Raw genomic sequence first — 18,373 nt, 5'->3', positions numbered from 1 at the left:
GGTGAGCACGGCTTCGCCGCCGCTCACAAATCAGCCGCTCTGCCCCGGTACGGACAGGAGGGAGCACTTATGCCCCTCACACAAGACGAGCAGTCCCCGCGGGCCTCGGCCCGCGGGGCCACCGCGGCAGCCGTGCTGGGCGGCCCGCCGCGCCCGCCCGCGGCGAAGCCGAAGGCGCGGCCCCGCAAGCGCAGGCAGAGCTGGAAGACCGCGTTCAGACGCGACTGGCAGCTCTACACCCTGGCTATCGTGCCGCTGATCTTCTTCCTGATCTTCAAGTACGGCCCGATGCTCGGGAACGTCATCGCGTTCCGGAGGTTCCGCCCCGGCGGCAGCATCTTCGGCGACGAGTGGGTCGGCCTGCGCTATATCCAGATGTTCATCAACGACCCGTCGTTCTGGCACGTCTTCTCGAACACGGTGATCCTGGGCGGCCTCACGATGGTCGTGTGCTTCCCACTGCCGATCGTGCTGGCGCTCATGCTGAACGAGGTGCGGCAGCGGTACTTCAAGAAGATCGTGCAGTCGATCTCGTACCTGCCGCACTTCCTGTCGATCGTCATCATCGTCGGCATGGTCATGCAGCTGCTCTCCTTGGAGGGCACGGTGAACCAGATCGTCACCGCCTTCGGCGGCGAGGCGATCCCGTTCCTGCAGCGCGCCGAGTGGTTCCGCTTCATCTACGTGGGATCCGAAGTGTGGCAGACGATCGGCTGGGGCACCATCCTCTACCTGGCGTCGCTCACCTCGATCGACGACGCCCTGTACGAGGCGGCGAAGATCGACGGCGCGGGCCGGTGGCGGCAGACCTGGCACGTCACGCTGCCGGGCATCCGCCCGACCATGGTGACGCTGCTGATCCTCAACATCGGCTCGTTCCTGAACGTGGGCTTCGAGAAGGTGTTCCTGCTGTACAACCCCCTGACGTACGAGACGGCCGACGTCATCTCGACCTACCTCTACCGGGTCGGCCTCGTGTCGAACAATCTCAGTTATGCGACGGCGATCGGCCTGTTCCAGGCCCTGATCGGCCTTGTGATGGTGCTTTCCGCGAACCTGATCTCGCGGCGGACGACGGGGACGAGCCTGTGGTGACCGATACGCGCATGTTGGCCAGGACGCCCTCCAAGGGCCTGCGGGCGACGCAGCTGACGCGGGGCGAACGCGTCTTCGGCGTCTTCAACGGCACCCTCCTGGTGCTGCTGTGCCTGGGGATGCTGTACCCGTTCATCACGGTGCTCGCCCAGTCCTTCAGCTCCTCCGGGGCGATCAAGGCCGGCCAGGTCAACTTCCTGCCGGTCGACTTCAATGTGGACACCTATGCGATCGTGATGTCGGACGACATCTTCTGGCGCAACTACGGCAACTCGGTGCTCTACACGGTGGTCGGCACCGTGATCGCCATGGTCCTCACCACGACCTACGCGTTCGTGCTGTCGAAGCGGCACCTCAAGGGCCGCAAGGTGCTCATCGGCATCGCGGTGTTCACGATGTTCTTCAACGGCGGCCTCGTGCCGAACTACGTGCTCATCTCGGCACTGGAAATGAAGAACACCATGTGGGCGCTCGTGCTCCCGGGCGCGATCTCGGTGTTCAACCTGCTGGTGATGAAGGCGTTCTTCGAGAACCTGCCCAAGGAGCTCGAAGAGGCCGCGCAGATCGACGGGCTCGGCTGGTACGGCATCTTCGGGCGGATCGTCCTGCCGCTCTCGAAGGCCGTCATCGCCACGATGGTGCTGTTCTACTCGGTCGCGTTCTGGAACGACTGGTTCGCCGCGTTCCTGTACCTCGACAAGAGCGAGCTGTTCCCGATCACGCTCTACCTGCGCAACCTCATCGCGGGCGCGTCGACGACGGCGTCCGAAGGGGCGGCGGCCGCGGGCAGCACGACCGCGCAGGTCTCCGCGAACATCCAAGCGGTGACGATGATCCTCACCGTCATCCCGATCCTGTGCGTGTACCCCTTCGTGCAGCGGTACTTCGTGTCGGGTGTCATGCTCGGATCGGTCAAGGGATAGTGCGAGCCAGGGAAGGGGCGGCGGCATGAGCACGCAGCAGCAGGCGGACGAGATCGGACCGGGGGTCCTCTCCCGGTTCACCGCCGCGGTCTACCGGTTCCTCGTCCTCGGGGTGTTCCTCGCGGTCGCGGGGGCGCCGACGCTGCTGCTGTGGACGCTGCTCGCCCCTGCCCCCGGCAACGTCGTCTGGTTCGTCGCCGCGCTCCTGCCGGCGGCGCCCGCACTCTCGGCGGCGCTCTACGCGCAGCGGGCGTGGGCGAACGAGCCCGACCTCAGCCCCGCCCGGCCGCTCTTCCGCGGCCTCAAGCTGAACCTGCGGGACACGCTGGCGTGGTGGGCGCCGGTGCTGGCGGTCGCCACGGTGCTCTCGGTGAACGTGCTGTTCGCCGGGCAGGTCGCCGGCGGCGGGATGCTGCGGCCGGTGTGCATCGTGCTCCTGGTGATGCTCGCCGTGTGGTCGGGGCACCTGCTCGTGGTGTCCTCGTTCTTCTCGTTCCGCTTCCGCGATGTGCTGCGGGTGGCGGCGGCCGAGTTCTTCCTCTCCTGGAAGTCCTCGATCGGGCTCCTCTCGCTGCTCGTCGTGGCCGTCGCCGCGGTGATCGTGAGCTCCGAGGGCCTGCTGCTCGTGCTCGCCTGGGCGTTCGCCGCGATGCTGTGGCTCGTGGTGCGCCCGGTCGTCGCCGACATCACCAAGCGCTTCACCGCGGACGACTGACGCTCAGCCGCGCGGCTCCCTGACCAGTTCGAGGAGGTGCGCGGCGGGGGAGTCCGCGCGGTCCCGGCCCGACGACACCGCCGACACCGTCCACTCAGGAGCGCCCTCGGCCGCCATCGGCAGGGCCCGCAACCCGCTCGCCTGCGGCTTCGCGGCCACATGCCGCGGCACCACCGCGATGCCGAGCCCCCGGCACACCAGGTCCAGCAGCGTGTGGACGTCGTTGACCGAGCAGCGGACGCGCCGGTGCACGCCGCGCGCGGCGAACGCCTCGTCGTTCAACGTCCGCACCCCCCACGCCGGGCCGAAGTCGATGAACGCCTCGTCCGCCAGCGCCTCCCAGCGCACGGAGGCGCGGGTCGCGAGCGGATGGTCCGGCGGCAGCAGCGCCAGCAGCGGCTCCCGCCCGATCTCCAGGCGCGGCAGGCCGCTCAGGTGCCGCTCCGTCGCCACGAACGCGACGTCGAGCTCCCCGGCGCGCAGCAGCCCCAGCAGGTCGTGCGAACCGGACTGCACGAAGTGCGTCTCCACGCGCGGGTGGCGCCGGTGGAAGCGGTCGAGCAGGGCCGCGATGTCGACCAGGCCGAGGCACTGCTCGGCGCCGATCCGCAGCGACCCGGCGAGGTCGCGGCTGGCCTTGACCACCGCGTCGCGCGCGCCCGCCGCCTGCTCCAGCATCGCCCTCGCGTACGGCAGCAGCGCGAACCCGGCCTCGGTCGGCTCGACCCGCCGGGTGGTCCTGATGAACAGGCTCGTGCCCAGCTCCTCCTCGAGCCCCCGGATCGCGGCCGACAGGCCCGACTGCGAGATCCCCGTGAGTTCGGCAGCCCGAGTGAAGTGCCTCTCATCCGCCAGCGCGACCAGGTACTCCATCTGCCGCAGTTCCATGAACGATGCCCCGCGCTTCTCAATCCCATGATCGCCAGTTGTTGGACTTCTAGATTACCGGTACCTAGCATGAGCGGGGCGGGCCCGCCTCGGGCGCCGCGTTCCAGCTCCGGCGAGGAGAGACCGATGAAGACCTTCACCATGCCAGGCACCGACATCACCGCACCGAACGTGGTGCTCGGCCTGATGCGCATCCAGGACAAGACCGACGAGGAGGTGCGCACGCTCCTGAGCACCGCGATCGACGCGGGGGTCACCTTCCTGGACCACGCCGACCTGTACGGCAGCGGACGCCACGGCTGCGAGCGCCGCTTCGCCGAGGCCATGAAGCTGACGCCTGCCGAGCGCGAGCGCCTGGTCATCCAGACCAAGACCGGCATCATGCACCCCGGCCCGTACTTCGACTTCTCGTACGAGCACATCGTCGAGTCCGTCGACGAGTCGCTGGCCGCGCTGGACACCGACTACCTCGACATCCTGCTGCTGCACCGCCCGGACGCCCTGGTCGAGCCCGAAGAGGTCGCCCGCGCGTTCGACGACCTCGCCGCCGCCGGGAAGGTCCGCGCGTTCGGCGTCTCGAACCACACGGCCCGCCAGATGGACCTGCTGCGCAAGTACGTGGACCAGCCGCTCGTGGCGAACCAGGTGCAGCTCTCGATCACCCACGCGCCCTTGATCAGTCAGGGCATCGCCGCGAACATGCAGGGCCTGGACCAGTCGGTGGCGCGCGACGACGGCATCGTCGACTACTGCCGCCTGCACGGCATCACCCTCCAGGCGTGGTCGCCGTTCCAGGCGGGCTTCTTCGACGGCCCGTTCCTCGGCTCGGAGCGCTACCCGGAGCTGAATGCCGTGATCGACCGGCTCGCCGCGAAGTACGACGTGCCGCCGATCGCGATCGCCGTCGCCTGGATCACCCGCCACCCGGCGCAGATGCAGGTCGTCATCGGGACCACCAACCCCGAGCGCGTCGCCGCCTCGGCCCTGGGCTCGGACGTCCCGCTGACCCGCCCCGAATGGTACGAACTGGTGCGCGCGGCGGGATACACCGTCCCGTAACGTCCATTGAGGAATGGCGGTCGGTTTGTAGACTGGGCGGGTTGCTGTGACCCGCCCAGGACGAGGACGTCAATGACCCCACCAGTGCCCGGCCCGAGGGCGCTCGTCGCGTACCTCCGCACCGGCAGCCGCGAGGCCCGCATCGCCTACCGCGACTTGCCGGAGCGGGAGCGGACCGCCTACCGTGCCCTGGTGCGACGCGTGTTCGCGACCGCGCTCGCACACCACTTCGGCAGGCATCCGTCCCGGGAGCAGGTGCGCGAACTGGTCGAGCGCGTGGGGGAGCGCCACCCGCAGTACGCGGGCGGCGTCAGGCGCGTCATCCGCTCCACTGTAGAAGGAACCTCCAGTGGGGGCATGAGCGTGCGCCAGGTGCTCACCGCGCAGCACCTCGTCATCCGCGAGATCGCCGCACTCGACCCGGCCTTCCTGGACCGGGTCGACGAGATCGTGGAGCCGACCGCGGCGTTCACCGGCATCGACCCGCATGCGGCCGTGAAGGTGACGATCAACCTCGACGGCACGCTGCGCGAACTCGAACTCCTCCGCGGGGTCGAGCGCATCGGCGGCCGCACGCTGGGCATGTGCCTCGTGCGCGCCTGGGTGGCGGCCGAGAAGCAGCGCTGGCGCCGCGCGAAGGAGCTCGGCCAGTACGACGACTTCCCCGAGATCGGTTCGGGCAAAGGGCGCGGCGACGCCGCTCGGCGCGAGGCGTACTCCACCGGCCGGCTCTGCCGCGCCACCGTGGACCGGTACGGGCGCCTGCGCGCCTTCACCTTCATGCGCACCGCCCTCTTCGACGACGGCCGCATGGCCCTCGCCGCCCAGATCCGCGAGGCGATCACCCTGGCCCAGGCCCCGTTGCGGGTCTCACTCGGACTCCTCGGCGGCTACGGCATCGGCCACCTCGTCGAGGCGGGCCTCACGGGAGGCCTTGACCAGGACGACGTCGCCTGGGGCGAGGAGTCCGCGGAGTCGGGCGATGGCTGACGCGTTGTCGCGCAAGGCGACCGCATCGCCGCCCGCGCCCTCGGCGATCGGTCGCGAGGCCTCGCCGACCGCGATCACCATGTCCGCCCGCTCGGCGGCGTAGCGGCCGACCGCGCGGTGCTCGGCCGCACTCGCGTCGCCGAGCTCGGCCATGTCGCCGAGGACGGCGATGCGGCGTCCGCCCTCGATCGCCGCGAGGGCGTCCAGGGCGGCGCGCGCCGAGTCCGGGTTGGCGTTGTACGAGTCGTTGAGCAGGGTGATCCCGCTCGGGAGGTCGTGCAGTTCCATGCGCCACTTCGAGAGTGCGGCCCCGGCCAGCGCCTTCGCGGACGCGTCGAGGGGGATGCCGGCGGCGAGCCCCGCGGCCGCGGCGGCCGCCGCGTTGCACGCCTGGTGCGCGCCGATGAGCGGCAGCGTCAGCCGAGTCGCGGCGTCGGCGGTCCGCAGGGAGAAGGTCGGCCGGCTGCGGCGATCCACAGTGAGGTCGACGACCCGCACGTCGGCGTGCTCGGCGCGGCCGAAGGTGAGGACCGGGCCGTCGGTGAGCGCCCGCATCGCGGCCACGGCCGGGTCGTCGGCGTTGAGGACGGCGGTCCCGCCCGGTGCGAGGCCCCGCACGAGTTCGCCCTTGGCCTCGGCGATCGCTCCGCGCGTCCCGAAGTGGCTCAGGTGGGCCTGGCCGACGTTGAGGACCACGGCGATGTCGGGCGGGACCAGCGCGGCGAGCGCGGCGATGTCGCCGACGCGGCGCGCGCCCATCTCCAGAGCGAGGCAGCGGGTCTCGGCGTCCGCGCGGAGCATGGTGATCGGCACGCCGAGCTCGTTGTTCATCGAGCCGGCCGTGGTGACCGTGGGCGCGGCGCTGGAGAGCACGGCCCCCACCAGGTCCTTGGTGCTGGTCTTGCCCTGCGAGCCGGTGACGCCGACGACGATGAGCCTGCTGCGCAGCCGCGCCACGACGTTCGCGGCCAGCGCCTGCAGTGCGGCCTGCGCATCCGCGACGACGACCGTGGGCAGTGCCGTGGGCCGCGAGCCCAGCACGGCGACCGCCCCGGCGTCGCCTGCTTGGGCGGCGAAGTCGTGGCCGTCCACGTGCTCGCCGCCGAACGCGACGAAGAGCCCGCCGGGCTCGGCGAGACGGCCGTCGAGCACGGCCGGGGCGGTCACCGTCACGTCCTCGCCAGCTACTGTGCCGCCGGTGATCGCGGCGATCTCGCCGAGGCGCAGCGCGATCATGCCCGCGCCCCGCGGCGGTCGGCGGGGACTGGTCCGGTTCGGTTCTTGCGCACAGGTGTCATGCGTCGAGTCAATGCCGCCCGCTGTTGCCCGGGCGTATGCGCTTTTCGATACGCGCGCGATACGCCCGACCTATCGTCGGCATATCGAAAACGCCATACGCTCTGACAACGCTTCGCCCCGTTGACTGTGCGCATGCTCAAGAACGAACCGGTCGGCATCACGATCTACGGCGCCGGCGAGGACGAGGCCGCGCTGTTCCGCGAGCTCGCACCGCGCTTCGGCGTCGCGCCGACGATCACCGCGGAACCGGTCTCCGAGGCGAACGCGGACCTCGTGGCCGGCGACCGGTGCATCAGCATCGGCCACAAGACCCGCGTCACCAGCGCCGCGCTGCGCGCACTCAGCCGCGCCGGCGTCGCCTACATCTCCACCCGCAGCATCGGCTTCAACCACATCAGCGTGCAGTACGCGCAGAGCCTCGGCATCGAGGTCGGGAACGTCGCGTACTCCAGCGACAGCGTCGCCGACTACACGCTCATGCTCATGCTGATGGCGGTCCGGAACGCGAAGTCCACGGTCCTGCGCGCCGAGGTCCACGACTACCGGCTCCACGAGGCGCGCGGGCGCGACCTGCGGGATCTCACGGTGGGCGTGGTCGGCACGGGCCGCATCGGCGCGGCGGTCGTCGACCGGCTGCGCGGCTTCGGCTGCCGCATCCTGGCCCACGACAACACCCCCAAGGCCGCCGCCGAGTACGTGCCCCTCGACGAGCTGCTGCGCCGCAGCGACATCGTCACCCTCCACACGCCGCTCAACCCGGGCACGCACCACCTCCTCGACCGCCAGCGCATCGCGCGGATGCGCCGCGGCGCCTACGTCGTCAACACCGGGCGCGGGGCGCTCATCGACACCGAGGCCCTGGTCTCGGCGCTGGAGAGCGGCAGGCTCGGCGGCGCGGCCCTGGACGTGCTCGAAGGCGAAGAGGGCGTGTTCTACACCGCGCATCGGGAGACGCCCGTGGAGAGCAAGCCCCTGCTGCGCCTGCAGCAGATGCCGAACGTGCTCATCAGCCCGCACACCGCCTACTACACCGACCGCGCGCTCAGCGACACCGTCGAACACTCCATTGTGAACTGCCTGCATTTCGAGGAAAGGAACCAGCATGGCTAAACTGCAGATCGGCATCGTCTTCGGAGGCTGCTCCGAGGAGCACCCCGTGTCCGTCAAATCCGCGCGCGAGGTCGCGGCGAGCCTCGACCTCGACAAGTACGAGCCGCACTACCTCGGCATCACCGAGACCGGCGCCTGGCGGCTCTGCGACGGGCCCGGACCGGGCTGGGAGGACGGCCGCCCGGCCGTGCTCTCGCCCGACCGCGCCGCGCCCGGCCTGCTCGTCCTCGAAGGGGACCGGTGCGAGACGATCGGCCTCGACGCCGTGCTGCCGGTGCTCCACGGCAGACTCGGCGAGGACGGCGCGATCCAGGGCCTGCTCGAGCTCTCCGGCATCCCTTACGCGGGCTGCGACGTCCAGAGCTCCGCGCTGTGCATGGACAAGACCCTCACCTACCTCGTCGTCCGCGAGGCCGGGATCGCCGTGCCCGCCTTCTGGACCGTCGACACCGACGACAAGAGCGACGTCGAGAAGATCGACGCCGAGACGCTCCCGTACCCCGTGTTCGTCAAGCCCGCACGCTCCGGCTCCTCCTTCGGCGTCACCAAGGCGACCGATGTGGCCGGCCTGCAGGACGCGATGGACACCGCCAGGAGGTACGACGCGAAGGTCCTCATCGAGGAGGCCGTCGACGCCGCCGAGATCGGCTGCGCCGTCCTCGGCAACGGCGCCGAGCTGTTCGCCGGCGAGGTCGACCGCGTCGCACTCTCCCACGGCTTCTTCAGGATCCACCAGGAGGAGACCCCTGAGACCGGATCGGAGAACGCCCGGTTCATCGTCCCCGCCGACATCCCCGCCGAATCGCGCGCGCTCGTCCAGGAGACCGCCAAGGCCATCTACCGCGCCCTGGGCTGCCGGGGGCTCGCACGGGTGGACCTGTTTCTGAAAGCGGACGGCACGGTCGTCCTCAACGAGGTGAACACCATGCCCGGCTTGACCTCCTACAGCCGCTATCCGAGAATGATGGCGGCCTCGGGGCTGCCGCTCGCCGAGGTGATCGACCGGATGGTCGCACTGGCGCTGGAGGGAACGGCCGTTGCGCGATGACTTCGCCTACGTGGACGACACGGTGCCGGGCATCCGCTGGAACGCGACCTACGCGACCGCCGACAACTTCATCGGCGCACCGGTCGACGGGTACCTCGCGAACCGCATCGTCGGCACGCGGGCGCTGTGCGCGGCCCTCGCCCAGGCGCAGGGCAAAGCGGCGTCGATCGGCCTCGGACTGCTCGTCTGGGACGCCTACCGGCCCCAGCGCGCCGTCGACCACTTCCTGCGCTGGGCGGCGCTGCCCGAGGACGGCCGCACCAAAGCGAGCCACTACCCGAACATCGACCGGACCGAGATGGTCGCGAAGCGGTACGTCGCACCGAAGTCGGGCCACAGCCGCGGCAGCACCGTCGACCTCACGCTCTGCCGCCCCGACACCGGCGCGCCGCTCCCCATGGGCGGCCACCACGACCTGATGGACCCGGTCTCGCACCACGGCGCGCCCGGCCTCACCCCCGCCGAGGCCGCGAACCGCGCGCTCCTTCGCTCCATCATGGAGGACTGCGGTTTCGTTCCGTACCAATGGGAGTGGTGGCACTACACACTGGAGAACGAGCCCTACCCGGACACGTACTTCGACTTCCCCGTCGCCTAGGAGGCCGCCATGCGGATACGACCGCTGCACAGCGACGACGCCGCAGCCGCGGCCGAGCTCCTGCGCCAGCTCGGCTACCCGCAGGACGGCTCCGCGGCCACGGCCGCCCGCATCCAGGCCTGGAACGCGGACCCGTCGAGCGCGGCCCTCACTGCCGACCTCGACGGAGAACTGCTGGGGCTCATCGCCGTCCACGTCTGCCCGTCCTTCGAACGCGACGGCTCCTGGGCCCGGATCGCGGCCCTGGTCGTCGCCGACACCGCCCGCGGCAGAGGCGTCGGCGGCCGACTCGTGGACGCCGCCGAATCGTTCGCGGCCGAGCGCGGATGCAGGGCCATGGAGGTCACCAGCAGCGACCACCGCGAAGCGGCACACGCCTTCTATCAGCACCGCGGCTACACCATCCAAACAGGACGGTCGTCGCGATTCCTACGGAGCCTCGGCGACGGGTAGCCGGACCTCCACCCGGAGCCCGCCCTCGGGGCGGGCGGTCAGCGTGAGCCGGCCTTCGTGGGCCTTGACGATGTTCTCGACGATCGCCAGGCCGAGGCCGACCCCCGCATGATCGGCGTGGACGCGGCGCGTGCCGCGCTGGAACGGCTCGGAGAGCGTCGCCACCAGGTGTGGCCTGAGCACTACACCGGTGTTCTCCACCGTGAGCACCGCGGCCTCGGCATCCGCAGTGGTCTCGACCCGCACTGTGCCGCCCTCGGCTCGGTTGTGCACGATCGCGTTGTGCAGCAGGTTCACGGCCATTTGGAGCAGTAGGGCGGGCGAGCCCGCGGCCGACGCGAGCTCACCGGAGACCTGGACGTCCACGCCGCGCCGCTCCGCGAGCGGGAGCAGCGTCTCGGCGGCCTCCTCCGCTGTGAGCGACAGGTCGACGGGTTCGCGGGTGAAGGAGCGCTGACCGGTGCGGCTCAGCATGAGCAGCGCCTCGGTGAGGTCGATGGCCCTGGCGTTCACGAAGTGCAGGCGGTCGACGAGTTCCGGCGTGCATCCGGCCGGGTCGCGCTGTGCCACATCGAGAAGCGTCTGCATGGTGGCCAGGGGAGTACGCAGTTCATGAGAGGCGTTGGCGGCGAACCGCTGGTGCTCGCCCACGTTCGCCTCGATCTGCTCGAGCATCGAGTCGAAGGCGTCCGCGAGCTCGCGGAACTCGTCGCTGCGGCCGGGCATGCGGATGCGGTGCCCGAGCGAACCTTTCGCGGCGATCCGGGTGGCGCCCGCGATCTGGTTGAGCGGGGCGAGCATCCGGCCGGCGAGGAACCAGCCGCCGACGAGGCCGAGCACGAGCAGGAGGCCCATCATCAGCGCCGCCTTCGGGGCGAACGCGCGCCAGAGGTCGAGTTGGCCGGGGATGAAGAAGGTCGGAGGGCACCGGCCCGCGGTGCCGGGTTCGCAGGGGTCGCCGAGGGTGGTCGCCTCGCGAGGCACGTAGCGCAAGAGGAACAGCCAGACGACCGCGAGCAGGACCGCCCCGGCGAGCAGCAGGAGCGCGGCGTAGCTGATCGCCAGTTTGAGCCGGACGCTCAGGCCCGGACGCCTATCCACGGTCCGCGCCCGTCTCGATGCGGTAGCCGACGCCGGGCACCGTGGCGATGACCCACGGCTCGCCGAGCCGCTTGCGCAGGGCCGAGACCGTGATGCGCACGGCGTTCGTGAACGGGTCGGCGTTCTCGTCCCACGCCCGCTCCAGCAGGTCCTCGGCGCTCACCACCCCGCCCTCGGCCGCGACGAGGACTTCGAGCACCGCGAACTGCTTGCGGGTGAGCGCGACGTACTTGCCGTCGCGGAAGACCTCGCGGCGGAACGGGTCCAGGCGCAGGCCCGCGAGCTCGCGCACGGGCGGGCGGTGGTGGGCCCGCCTGCGGTCGAGCGCCCGCAGGCGCAGCACGAGCTCCTTGAGCGCGAACGGCTTCGTGAGGTAGTCGTCCGCCCCGAGCTCGAACCCGGAGGCCTTGTCGTCGAGCCGGTCCGCGGCGGTGAGCATGAGGATCGGCATGCCGGAGCCCGAGTCGACGATGCTCGCGGCGACCTCGTCGCCGGAGGGCCCGGGGATGTCGCGGTCGAGGACCGCGATGTCGTAGGCGTTGACGCTCAGCAGCTCCAGGGCGGTGTCGCCGTCGCCGGCGATGTCCGCGGCGATGGCCTCCAGCCGCAGCCCGTCGCGGATGGCCTCTGCCAGATAGGGTTCGTCCTCGACGATCAGCACGCGCATAGTTCCACGATGCTACGGACCCGCACCTATCGTCGGCATATCGAAAACCGCTAACGCGCCGACAACACCGCCCCGCCTGTACTGAAGGGCATGTCCTACAGCCTTTCCGCACGGACCATGACCCGCCGGCTCCGCCGGGGCCTCGCCGCCCGCGCCGTCGCCCTCCTCGCGGCGATCGCCAAGGCGCTCGGCTACCGGCTCCTCGACATCCGCGACCGCGGCGCGCTCGGCGTCGCCGACGGCGCCGTCCCGTACCGGACCACGGTCTTCGACGACGCGGTCGCCGGCGTGGCCAACCTCGACCCGGCGCTCCTCGCGGCCCTGCGCCGGGCCGCGGCGGACGCCGCGCGCGACGGCCTCGTCTGCTACGTCAACAGCGGCTGGCGCTCACCGGAGTACCAGCGGCACCTGCGCCGCGAAGCGGTCGCCCGGTACGGCTCCGAGGAGGCGGCCTCCCGCTGGGTGTCCACCCCGGAGACCTCGGCCCACGTCGCCGGGCACGCGGTCGACATCGGCCCGCGCGCCGCCGCTGCGTGGCTGGCGCGGCACGGGACCGCCTACGGCCTGTGCCAGATCTACCGGAACGAGCCCTGGCACTTCGAACTGCGCCCCGAAGCGGTCGTGGACGGCCCGCCGCCCATGTACGACAACCCCGCTCAAGACCCGCGCCACCGGCGCGGCTGACCGCTGCGCGCCCGCCGAAAAACGCGCTCGAACGAAAGCCGGTGCGCCCGTACGATGTCGAGCAGGCCCGCGCACGGCATTGCGGGCACCGCGCTCACTGCGCGGGCCGAGCAGGGGAGAGGGGCCAGACCGATGGAGGTTCCGAGCGCCGCGCGGGCGGTGGCCGCGGCGAAAGCGATCGCCGCATCCCTCGGGCTGCGGGCCGACGACGCGATCGTCCTGAACGACTCGAACATTCTCACGCTGCGGCTCCTGCCCTGCGACGTGCTCGCCCGGGTCGTCCCCGCGGCGCATCGGAGCGCGCAGTTCGAGATCGACGTCGCCCGGCGGCTCGCCGAGTCCGGTGGCCCCGTGGCCGCGCTCGATCCGCGCGTGGAACCGCGCGTCCACCGGCGCGACGGCTTCGACATCACACTGTGGACCTACTACGCCCCCGTGTCGGCCGACGAGATTCCGCCGGCCGACTACGCCGACGCCCTCGCGCGGCTGCACGCCGGCATGCGATCGCTCGACATCCCGACACCGCACTTCACCGACCGGGTCGAAGAGGCGCAGCAGATCCTGGCCGACCGGGACCGCAGTCCCGAACTCGCCGAACCGGAGCGGAAGCTCCTCGCCGACACGCTGCGCGACCTGCGGGGCGAGATCGCCGGGCACGGCCAGGACCAGCTCCTGCACGGCGAGCCGCACCCCGGCAACCTGCTCGCCACCGCGCAGGGGCCCCTGTTCATCGACTTCGAGACCTGCTGCCGCGGGCCCGTCGAATTCGACCTCGCGCACGCGCCCGACGAGCTGGAGGAGCACTACCCGGGCGTCGACCGGGAACTGCTGCGCCAGTGCCGCATCCTGATGCTCGCGATGGTCACCACCTGGCGCTGGGACCGCGACGACCGGCTCCCGGACGGCCGCCGCCTGGGTGAGGAATGGCTGGGCCGCATGCGTTCGGCGCTCGGTCACTGAGGATCTCGCCGCACCGCCCGCACGCCTGAGATTCGCACCCGAACCCTAGTATCGACGACCATGGATCAGCAGACCTGGGATCGGCAGTTCGACCCCGACGGGCGCATCCGGCACATCGCGGCATTCCTGCCCGTCGCCTGGGCGGGCGTGGCCTCGATGCTCACCCGGTCCGAGTGCAAGGTCGAGTCGTTCGGCGTGGAGGGTGACGGCGACGTCGTCCACGCCACCACGATCGTCGACTACGAGGGGTGCCGCTGGCGGTTCCGCCGCCAGGTCTGGCCCTCGTCGCACCCGGCGAAACTCACCGCGCAGCTGTACACGACCTCGCTGGAGGAGCGCCTGAACACCCGCCCCGGGGTGCGACCGGCCGAAGGGGAGATCGGCGACATGCGTTAGCGCCGCCGGTGCGGCCCGACCGAACCCCCGCTCCGGCCTTGAGCACCGCCGGTGCGGCCCGAAGCGCATTCGGGCCGCACCGGCGCGACGGAGCCGAGGGCTCGAACGGCTCGCGTTCCGGCGCTACTTCCGGACCATCTCGAGCCCGGCCGGGACCGCGTCGGTGCCTTCGCCGTCGAGCGCGCGGAGTGATTCGGCCACGAATCGCGCCACCGCGGTGGCGCCGGCGGTCGTGTAGTGCGTGTTGTCCTTCTTGAGGTCGGCGCTCACCTCCAGGCCGTGCTCGGCGGCCGCGCCGTGCACGAAGAGCGCGGCCGAGGCCTCCTCGCCGAGCCAGGTGTAGAGCCAGCGGGTGAAGGTGTTGAGGTCGATGACCGGCACGTCGAGCTCGTGCCCGAGGCGGCGGACCTCGGCCGGGTACGGCCCGTGCGAGTACCGCAGGGCCCCATCGGAAGTGAACATCCGCCGCTCGACACTGGTGGTGAGCACCGGCTTCGCGTCGGCGCGGCGGACCTCCTCGATGAACGCGGTGAGGCGCTCGCGGTAGCCGCCCTCCGCGGCGAGGGTCTCGGGCTCCTTCTGGTCGTTGTGGCCGAAGCCGAAGACCACGGTGTCGCCCGGTCGCAGCTCGTCCGTGATGAGCTTCCAGTTGCCCCGCTCCCGGAAGGTCGCGGTGGTGGCGCCGCCGAAGGCGCGGTTGCTCACCGGTTCGGAGAGGAACGCGGCGAGCTCGTCCCCCCAGCCCAGGAGCGGCAGTTCGGCGTGCCCGGAGGAGGCGCCGTTGTCGGTCGGAGCGACGGTGGAGTCGCCGGCGAGGTGGATCATGATCTGCCTTTCACGATGCGGTGACGCGTCCGCCGAATACTGCTGGAAAGCGGTTGCGCCGGGCCATCGGCATCGTATCGACGGCGGTCGCCGCCGACGCCGGGCCCCCGCGAGCGATCCCAGGGGTGGACGCCGAGCCGCAGATCTTAAGAAAATCAATCTGCGACTCTTGAAAATTAAGATCCCAGCGAGTACTAATTGATTTATGGAAGATGAAGCATTGGATTGGCAGGAGCTCACGAACCTGACGCGCGGGCAGCCGTTCACCGTCGAGCGGGTGCGCCTCGACAGCGGCGTCGCGATCGAGGGCGCGTTCGAGCTCCCGCAGCTCGCGCAGCTCAGCGCCGAGGACCAGGTCTTCGTCACCGCGTTCGTGCGGTGCCACGGCTCCATCAAGGAGATGGAGCGGATCTTCGGCGTCAGCTACCCCACGATCAAGTCCCGGCTCAACCGGATCACCCAGGCCCTCGACTTCGTCGAGACCGACCCGGCGCCCTCGCGCGCCGACGTCATCGAACGGCTGCGCCGCGGCGAGATCACCGCCGAGCAGGCACTGTCCGAACTGGAGGGGTCGCCGTGATGCCGCAGCTCGTGACCATCCGCTTCACTCGCCCGGGACACCGCCCCGTCCGACTCTGGGTTCCCGTCCTACTCCTGGTGATCGTGCTCTCGCCGATCCTCCTGCCGGCACTCCTCGGCGGGGTCATCGCCTGTCAGATCTACGACATGAGCGTGCGGCGGACCATCGCCGGCGTCTGGCGGGTCATCGCCGCGCTCCCCGGCTCCCGATTCGACTTCGAGCACGGCCGCCACGCCTTCCTCGTGATCATCCGTTAAGAGAGGTACCGCAATGAACGAACAGCGCAAAGCCATCCTGGACATGCTGGCCGAAGGCACCGTCACCGTCGACGAGGCCGAACGCCTGCTCGCCGCCATCGAACTCGGCGAGCCCGCGCCCAGCGCCCCCGGCCGGCCCAAAGGCAAGGCGAAGTACCTGCGCCTGCTCGTGGAGTACGTGGACAACGGCGAGCCCGGACGCGTCAACATCCGTGTGCCGCTGGCGCTCCTGCGCGCCGGGGTGCGGCTGACGGCCCTCGTTCCGCCGCAGGCGCTCGTGAAGGCCAACGCCGAGATGGCCAAATCCGGCGTCCCGTTCGACCTGACCCAGCTCAAGCCCGACGAGCTCGAGGAGCTCGTGAACCACCTCGACGAGGTGACCGTGGACATCGACAGCGCCGATGCCCAGGTCCGGATCTACAGCGAGTAGTCCGATGTGGCGGTTCCGCGTGGCGGCCAAGGTGACGCAGGCGCGACTGCAGGCCGCGGCCCGGCGGCGGCGGCTCCGCCGGACCCGGTGGGCCTGACCGCACCGACCAGGTAGGACACTGGCCGCTCCTCCTCTGCCCCATATGGTTTCGCTCGCACCGGCGCGACTTGCGCGAACCGCCGTGCACCTGGTCTTGTAGGGTGACCAGAGCTCACCTCCTCAGTCCGAGGCCGGTCAGAAGGCGGGAACGACATGCAGTCCATCGACATCGACCCCGAATCGCTGCGGAAGGGCGCCGACCAGCTGGACCAGGCCAAGGCCTCCGTCCAGGCGCGGTACGAGCAGTTCCGGACCGAGGCCGAATCCCTCTTCGACGCGTTCGGCGGCGACGACATCGGCTCGATCCTCGGCGAAGCGCACACCGCCTGCCTCGAAGCGGCGAGGGAGTGCTTCGAGACCAACATCGAGGGCCTCGCTGACTACGCGGAGAACCTCCGCGGCTTCGCGGACGACTACCAGGCCGCCGACGACGACGCCGCCGCGGAGCTCGACGCGCTCTTCGCCGGGCTCGTGCCGCAGCAGCCGGCCCAGTAAGGAGACGCGCCCGTGGGAATGCAACTGCCGGGGGAACTCGTATCGATCCTGGGGGCGCTCGGCTACAGCTGGCCGGAGTCCGACGAGGAGAAGCTGTTCGAGCTGGCCGGCACCTGGACCGGCATGGCCGGGACCATCTCCGGCTCGGTCGATGAACTCAACGCGGCGGCCCGGACGGTTCTCGACGACAACTACGGCAAGGACATCGACGCCTTCGGCGCGGAGTGGGACGACGAGGAGTCCTCGAACCACAACATCGGCGACACCGCGGACCCGTTGAACGTCATCGGCATCGGGCTCACGGCCGCTGCCGGCCTGACCCTTGCGCTGAAGATCCAGGTGATCGTGCAGCTGGTGATCCTCATGGTCCAGATCGCGTACGCGATCGCCACCGCCGCGATCACCTTCGGCGCGTCGCTGCTGCAGGTGCCGGTCTTCAAGAAGATCACCGGGACGATCATCGACATGCTCGTGGGGATGGCCACCGAGGCGGTGCTCAGTGGGAACCGGTAAGCCCCGCAACGCGGCCGCGCGCAAGACCACCTCCACGCGCGGCAAGCTCCTCTCCGGCGTGCTCAACAACCCCAGCACCTTCAAGACCGCCAAGGGCCCCTCGGCGCCCGCGCCTCCCAAGAAGCGCAAGCGCCCGCCGCGCCAGAGCGTCGCCAACGACCCCTACCAGCGGCCGAAGTTCAACAAGTCCACCAAGGACAAGATCTGGGAGAACGCCGAGAAGGACAGCAAGGACGGCAAGGTGCGCGACCCGCTCACCGGCCAGGTCATGGACAAGAAGGACCGCTGGGACGGCGGCCACGCCCCCGACTGGGAGTTCCGCAAGCACAAGGCCGCGGCCGAGCGGTACGGGACGAACATCTACCCCCGCGACCAGTTCGTCAAGGACTACAACACCCCCGACCACGTCATCCCCGAACTGCCCTCGTCGAACCAGAGCCACAAGGGCGAGGGCAAGGGCGACGAGTGGGCGAAACTCCTGAAGAACCGGTACGGCACTCCGCCGCCCTAGCGGCGGCGAAGCCAGGGTACGGTTCGACCGGTCCCCGAGTGAGCCTGCCTCCCAGTAAGGCTTGGTTCCCAGTAAGGATGTGACATGCCGATTTCCGAAGCCGACAAGCGCGTCGGACTGAAGGTCGCCGACGCCTTCGACGGCGAGTTCGACCGGGTCGCCCGGTTCTGGACCGACGACGAGTCGGCGTTCGTCGACGTCGCCAAGTACGACGGCTCGCCGGGCCCCGGCATCGCGTCGTACTCGACGCTCGGCCTCTCGGCCGCTCCGCTCATGGACGGCGGCACCGAGATGCCGTTCCGCGTCGAGATCTGCGGCGCGGCCGACGACGGCTACGAACTGTTCGCGAACATGCTCGCTTCCGCCGCGTTCGAGGTGCTCGACGGCGGATTCGTCTACCCCGACCGCATCCTCGGCGGCGTCGTGGAGGGGTACTACCCCGACCTCGAGATGAAGCACCTGCTGCTCATGACCCCGTTCCTGTGGGGCGAGGGGCTCCGGTCGTTCGACGCGGGCGGCCGCCAGGTCGCGTTCCTGCAGGCCGTGCCGATCTCGAGCGCGGAACTGGACCTCGCCCTGCGCACCAGCGTCGACGAGATGACCGACCTGCTCATGGCTCGCGGGGCCGAGCCGACCGACCTGGGGCGCGCCTCGGTCGTCTGACCGCTGCGGGCCTC

At 70.4% G+C, this 18,373-nt stretch carries 24 protein-coding genes; 19 read left to right on the top strand and 5 right to left on the bottom strand.

Annotated elements, in window-relative coordinates:
• The first annotated feature begins 69 nt into the window (after positions 1-69).
• From AB0I03_RS06800 to AB0I03_RS06790, 3 genes are read left to right on the top strand one after another with little or no spacing between them, the layout of a single operon-like run.
• A complete protein-coding gene (locus AB0I03_RS06800) occupies positions 70-1,095 on the top strand; it encodes an ABC transporter permease subunit (protein ID WP_360407596.1) in 1,026 nt (341 codons plus the stop codon).
• Positions 1,096-1,106: 11 nt separating this feature from the next.
• Positions 1,107-2,018, top strand: coding sequence for a carbohydrate ABC transporter permease (locus tag AB0I03_RS06795; RefSeq protein WP_360407593.1), 912 nt, complete (start codon positions 1,107-1,109; stop codon positions 2,016-2,018).
• A gap of 25 nt (positions 2,019-2,043) precedes the next feature.
• Positions 2,044-2,733, top strand: a complete 690-nt coding sequence (locus AB0I03_RS06790) for a glycosyl transferase (RefSeq protein WP_360407590.1) — start codon at positions 2,044-2,046, stop codon at positions 2,731-2,733.
• 3 nt (positions 2,734-2,736) lie between these two features.
• Here the strand turns inward: AB0I03_RS06790 and AB0I03_RS06785 are convergent, their stop codons facing one another.
• Positions 2,737-3,621, bottom strand: coding sequence for a LysR family transcriptional regulator (locus AB0I03_RS06785; RefSeq protein WP_360407587.1), 885 nt, complete (start codon positions 3,619-3,621; stop codon positions 2,737-2,739).
• A 126-nt stretch (positions 3,622-3,747) separates the two neighbouring features.
• Between AB0I03_RS06785 and AB0I03_RS06780 the strand changes: the two genes are divergently transcribed.
• The gene (locus AB0I03_RS06780) at positions 3,748-4,680 is read left to right on the top strand and encodes an aldo/keto reductase (protein WP_360407585.1); all 933 of its coding nucleotides are present in this window, start codon (positions 3,748-3,750) and stop codon (positions 4,678-4,680) included.
• Between the two features lie 72 nt (positions 4,681-4,752).
• A complete protein-coding gene (locus tag AB0I03_RS06775; protein ID WP_360407583.1) occupies positions 4,753-5,670 on the top strand; it encodes a hypothetical protein in 918 nt (305 codons plus the stop codon).
• Here the strand turns inward: AB0I03_RS06775 and murF are convergent.
• Positions 5,551-6,906 carry a UDP-N-acetylmuramoyl-tripeptide--D-alanyl-D-alanine ligase gene (gene murF / locus AB0I03_RS06770; protein ID WP_360407580.1) on the bottom strand — a complete coding sequence of 452 codons (1,356 nt, stop codon included), beginning with the start codon at positions 6,904-6,906 and terminating at the stop codon, positions 5,551-5,553. The two genes, AB0I03_RS06775 and murF, sit on opposite strands and share 120 nt — an antisense overlap.
• Before the next feature lie 195 nt (positions 6,907-7,101).
• Between murF and AB0I03_RS06765 the strand changes: the two genes are divergently transcribed.
• The 4 genes from AB0I03_RS06765 to AB0I03_RS06750 are packed head-to-tail and all read left to right on the top strand — an operon-like array spanning position 7,102 to position 10,178.
• Entirely contained in the window at positions 7,102-8,079 is a 978-nt protein-coding gene (locus AB0I03_RS06765) for a D-isomer specific 2-hydroxyacid dehydrogenase family protein (protein ID WP_360407577.1), read from the top strand.
• Positions 8,072-9,127 carry a D-alanine--(R)-lactate ligase gene (gene vanA / locus AB0I03_RS06760; RefSeq protein WP_360407574.1) on the top strand — a complete coding sequence of 352 codons (1,056 nt, stop codon included), beginning with the start codon at positions 8,072-8,074 and terminating at the stop codon, positions 9,125-9,127. Before AB0I03_RS06765 ends, vanA begins: the two co-directional genes overlap by 8 nt.
• A complete protein-coding gene (gene vanX, locus AB0I03_RS06755) occupies positions 9,117-9,725 on the top strand; it encodes a D-Ala-D-Ala dipeptidase VanX (RefSeq protein ID WP_360407571.1) in 609 nt (202 codons plus the stop codon). The genes vanA and vanX overlap by 11 nt, the downstream gene beginning before the upstream one ends.
• Positions 9,726-9,734: 9 nt before the next feature.
• Entirely contained in the window at positions 9,735-10,178 is a 444-nt protein-coding gene (locus AB0I03_RS06750) for a GNAT family N-acetyltransferase (RefSeq protein ID WP_360407568.1), read from the top strand.
• On the opposite strand, the gene AB0I03_RS06745 is transcribed toward AB0I03_RS06750, so the two are convergent.
• Together AB0I03_RS06745 and AB0I03_RS06740 are read right to left on the bottom strand one after the other, a co-directional pair.
• Positions 10,155-11,279, bottom strand: a complete 1,125-nt coding sequence (locus AB0I03_RS06745) for a HAMP domain-containing sensor histidine kinase (protein WP_360407565.1) — start codon at positions 11,277-11,279, stop codon at positions 10,155-10,157. The two genes, AB0I03_RS06750 and AB0I03_RS06745, sit on opposite strands and share 24 nt — an antisense overlap.
• Complete coding sequence (locus tag AB0I03_RS06740) at positions 11,272-11,946, bottom strand: response regulator transcription factor (RefSeq protein WP_360407562.1); 675 nt, start codon at positions 11,944-11,946, stop codon at positions 11,272-11,274. The genes AB0I03_RS06745 and AB0I03_RS06740 overlap by 8 nt, the downstream gene beginning before the upstream one ends.
• 90 nt (positions 11,947-12,036) lie before the next feature.
• Between AB0I03_RS06740 and AB0I03_RS06735 the strand changes: the two genes are divergently transcribed.
• From AB0I03_RS06735 to AB0I03_RS06725, 3 genes are all read left to right on the top strand, one after another.
• Positions 12,037-12,630 carry a M15 family metallopeptidase gene (locus AB0I03_RS06735; RefSeq protein WP_360407559.1) on the top strand — a complete coding sequence of 198 codons (594 nt, stop codon included), beginning with the start codon at positions 12,037-12,039 and terminating at the stop codon, positions 12,628-12,630.
• Between the two features lie 132 nt (positions 12,631-12,762).
• A complete protein-coding gene (locus tag AB0I03_RS06730; protein ID WP_360407556.1) occupies positions 12,763-13,590 on the top strand; it encodes an aminoglycoside phosphotransferase family protein in 828 nt (275 codons plus the stop codon).
• Positions 13,591-13,650: 60 nt separating this feature from the next.
• Positions 13,651-13,986: a hypothetical protein gene (locus tag AB0I03_RS06725; RefSeq protein ID WP_360407553.1), complete on the top strand. Its 336-nt coding sequence runs from the start codon at positions 13,651-13,653 to the stop codon at positions 13,984-13,986.
• 123 nt (positions 13,987-14,109) lie between these two features.
• Here AB0I03_RS06725 and AB0I03_RS06720 read toward each other — a convergent pair whose 3' ends face one another.
• Positions 14,110-14,811 (bottom strand): GDSL-type esterase/lipase family protein, encoded by a 702-nt coding sequence (locus tag AB0I03_RS06720; protein ID WP_360407550.1) that lies wholly within the window; start codon positions 14,809-14,811, stop codon positions 14,110-14,112.
• Between the two features lie 205 nt (positions 14,812-15,016).
• Between AB0I03_RS06720 and AB0I03_RS06715 the strand changes: the two genes are divergently transcribed.
• The 7 genes from AB0I03_RS06715 (at position 15,017) to AB0I03_RS06685 (ending at position 18,359) form a co-directional block, all read left to right on the top strand.
• Positions 15,017-15,391 (top strand): DUF2089 domain-containing protein, encoded by a 375-nt coding sequence (locus AB0I03_RS06715; protein ID WP_360407547.1) that lies wholly within the window; start codon positions 15,017-15,019, stop codon positions 15,389-15,391.
• The gene (locus tag AB0I03_RS06710; protein WP_360407544.1) at positions 15,391-15,648 is read left to right on the top strand and encodes a hypothetical protein; all 258 of its coding nucleotides are present in this window, start codon (positions 15,391-15,393) and stop codon (positions 15,646-15,648) included. Before AB0I03_RS06715 ends, AB0I03_RS06710 begins: the two co-directional genes overlap by 1 nt.
• Positions 15,649-15,661: 13 nt before the next feature.
• Positions 15,662-16,078, top strand: coding sequence for a hypothetical protein (locus AB0I03_RS06705; RefSeq protein WP_360407542.1), 417 nt, complete (start codon positions 15,662-15,664; stop codon positions 16,076-16,078).
• Between the two features lie 252 nt (positions 16,079-16,330).
• Positions 16,331-16,672, top strand: a complete 342-nt coding sequence (locus tag AB0I03_RS06700; RefSeq protein WP_360407539.1) for a type VII secretion target — start codon at positions 16,331-16,333, stop codon at positions 16,670-16,672.
• Between the two features lie 18 nt (positions 16,673-16,690).
• A complete protein-coding gene (locus tag AB0I03_RS06695; protein ID WP_360408128.1) occupies positions 16,691-17,185 on the top strand; it encodes a hypothetical protein in 495 nt (164 codons plus the stop codon).
• Positions 17,172-17,696, top strand: a complete 525-nt coding sequence (locus AB0I03_RS06690; protein ID WP_360407536.1) for a GH-E family nuclease — start codon at positions 17,172-17,174, stop codon at positions 17,694-17,696. Before AB0I03_RS06695 ends, AB0I03_RS06690 begins: the two co-directional genes overlap by 14 nt.
• Before the next feature lie 84 nt (positions 17,697-17,780).
• Positions 17,781-18,359: a suppressor of fused domain protein gene (locus AB0I03_RS06685; RefSeq protein WP_360407534.1), complete on the top strand. Its 579-nt coding sequence runs from the start codon at positions 17,781-17,783 to the stop codon at positions 18,357-18,359.
• Positions 18,360-18,373 lie beyond the last annotated feature (14 nt).

The sequence above is a fragment of the Glycomyces sp. NPDC021274 genome (genome assembly GCF_040641195.1).
In the GTDB taxonomy this organism is placed as follows: Bacteria; Actinomycetota; Actinomycetes; order Mycobacteriales; family Micromonosporaceae; genus Glycomyces.
Note: the sequence above shows the minus strand (reverse complement) of the source record. Positions and strands in the feature narration are given on the sequence as shown.

Excerpts from the sequence above, each read along its gene's own strand:
- AB0I03_RS06800 (WP_360407596.1), top strand. The coding sequence starts at position 70 with ATGCCCCTCACACAAGACGAGCAGTCCCCGCGGGCCTCGGCCCGCGGG.
- AB0I03_RS06795 (WP_360407593.1), top strand. The coding sequence starts at position 1,107 with ATGTTGGCCAGGACGCCCTCCAAGGGCCTGCGGGCGACGCAGCTGACG.
- AB0I03_RS06790 (WP_360407590.1), top strand. The coding sequence starts at position 2,044 with ATGAGCACGCAGCAGCAGGCGGACGAGATCGGACCGGGGGTCCTCTCC.
- AB0I03_RS06785 (WP_360407587.1), bottom strand. The coding sequence starts at position 3,621 with ATGGAACTGCGGCAGATGGAGTACCTGGTCGCGCTGGCGGATGAGAGG.
- AB0I03_RS06780 (WP_360407585.1), top strand. The coding sequence starts at position 3,748 with ATGAAGACCTTCACCATGCCAGGCACCGACATCACCGCACCGAACGTG.
- AB0I03_RS06775 (WP_360407583.1), top strand. The coding sequence starts at position 4,753 with ATGACCCCACCAGTGCCCGGCCCGAGGGCGCTCGTCGCGTACCTCCGC.
- murF (WP_360407580.1), bottom strand. The coding sequence starts at position 6,906 with ATGATCGCGCTGCGCCTCGGCGAGATCGCCGCGATCACCGGCGGCACA.
- AB0I03_RS06765 (WP_360407577.1), top strand. The coding sequence starts at position 7,102 with ATGCTCAAGAACGAACCGGTCGGCATCACGATCTACGGCGCCGGCGAG.
- vanA (WP_360407574.1), top strand. The coding sequence starts at position 8,072 with ATGGCTAAACTGCAGATCGGCATCGTCTTCGGAGGCTGCTCCGAGGAG.
- AB0I03_RS06750 (WP_360407568.1), top strand. The coding sequence starts at position 9,735 with ATGCGGATACGACCGCTGCACAGCGACGACGCCGCAGCCGCGGCCGAG.
- AB0I03_RS06740 (WP_360407562.1), bottom strand. The coding sequence starts at position 11,946 with ATGCGCGTGCTGATCGTCGAGGACGAACCCTATCTGGCAGAGGCCATC.
- AB0I03_RS06735 (WP_360407559.1), top strand. The coding sequence starts at position 12,037 with ATGTCCTACAGCCTTTCCGCACGGACCATGACCCGCCGGCTCCGCCGG.
- AB0I03_RS06730 (WP_360407556.1), top strand. The coding sequence starts at position 12,763 with ATGGAGGTTCCGAGCGCCGCGCGGGCGGTGGCCGCGGCGAAAGCGATC.
- AB0I03_RS06725 (WP_360407553.1), top strand. The coding sequence starts at position 13,651 with ATGGATCAGCAGACCTGGGATCGGCAGTTCGACCCCGACGGGCGCATC.
- AB0I03_RS06720 (WP_360407550.1), bottom strand. The coding sequence starts at position 14,811 with ATGATCCACCTCGCCGGCGACTCCACCGTCGCTCCGACCGACAACGGC.
- AB0I03_RS06715 (WP_360407547.1), top strand. The coding sequence starts at position 15,017 with ATGGAAGATGAAGCATTGGATTGGCAGGAGCTCACGAACCTGACGCGC.
- AB0I03_RS06710 (WP_360407544.1), top strand. The coding sequence starts at position 15,391 with ATGCCGCAGCTCGTGACCATCCGCTTCACTCGCCCGGGACACCGCCCC.
- AB0I03_RS06705 (WP_360407542.1), top strand. The coding sequence starts at position 15,662 with ATGAACGAACAGCGCAAAGCCATCCTGGACATGCTGGCCGAAGGCACC.
- AB0I03_RS06700 (WP_360407539.1), top strand. The coding sequence starts at position 16,331 with ATGCAGTCCATCGACATCGACCCCGAATCGCTGCGGAAGGGCGCCGAC.
- AB0I03_RS06695 (WP_360408128.1), top strand. The coding sequence starts at position 16,691 with ATGCAACTGCCGGGGGAACTCGTATCGATCCTGGGGGCGCTCGGCTAC.
- AB0I03_RS06685 (WP_360407534.1), top strand. The coding sequence starts at position 17,781 with ATGCCGATTTCCGAAGCCGACAAGCGCGTCGGACTGAAGGTCGCCGAC.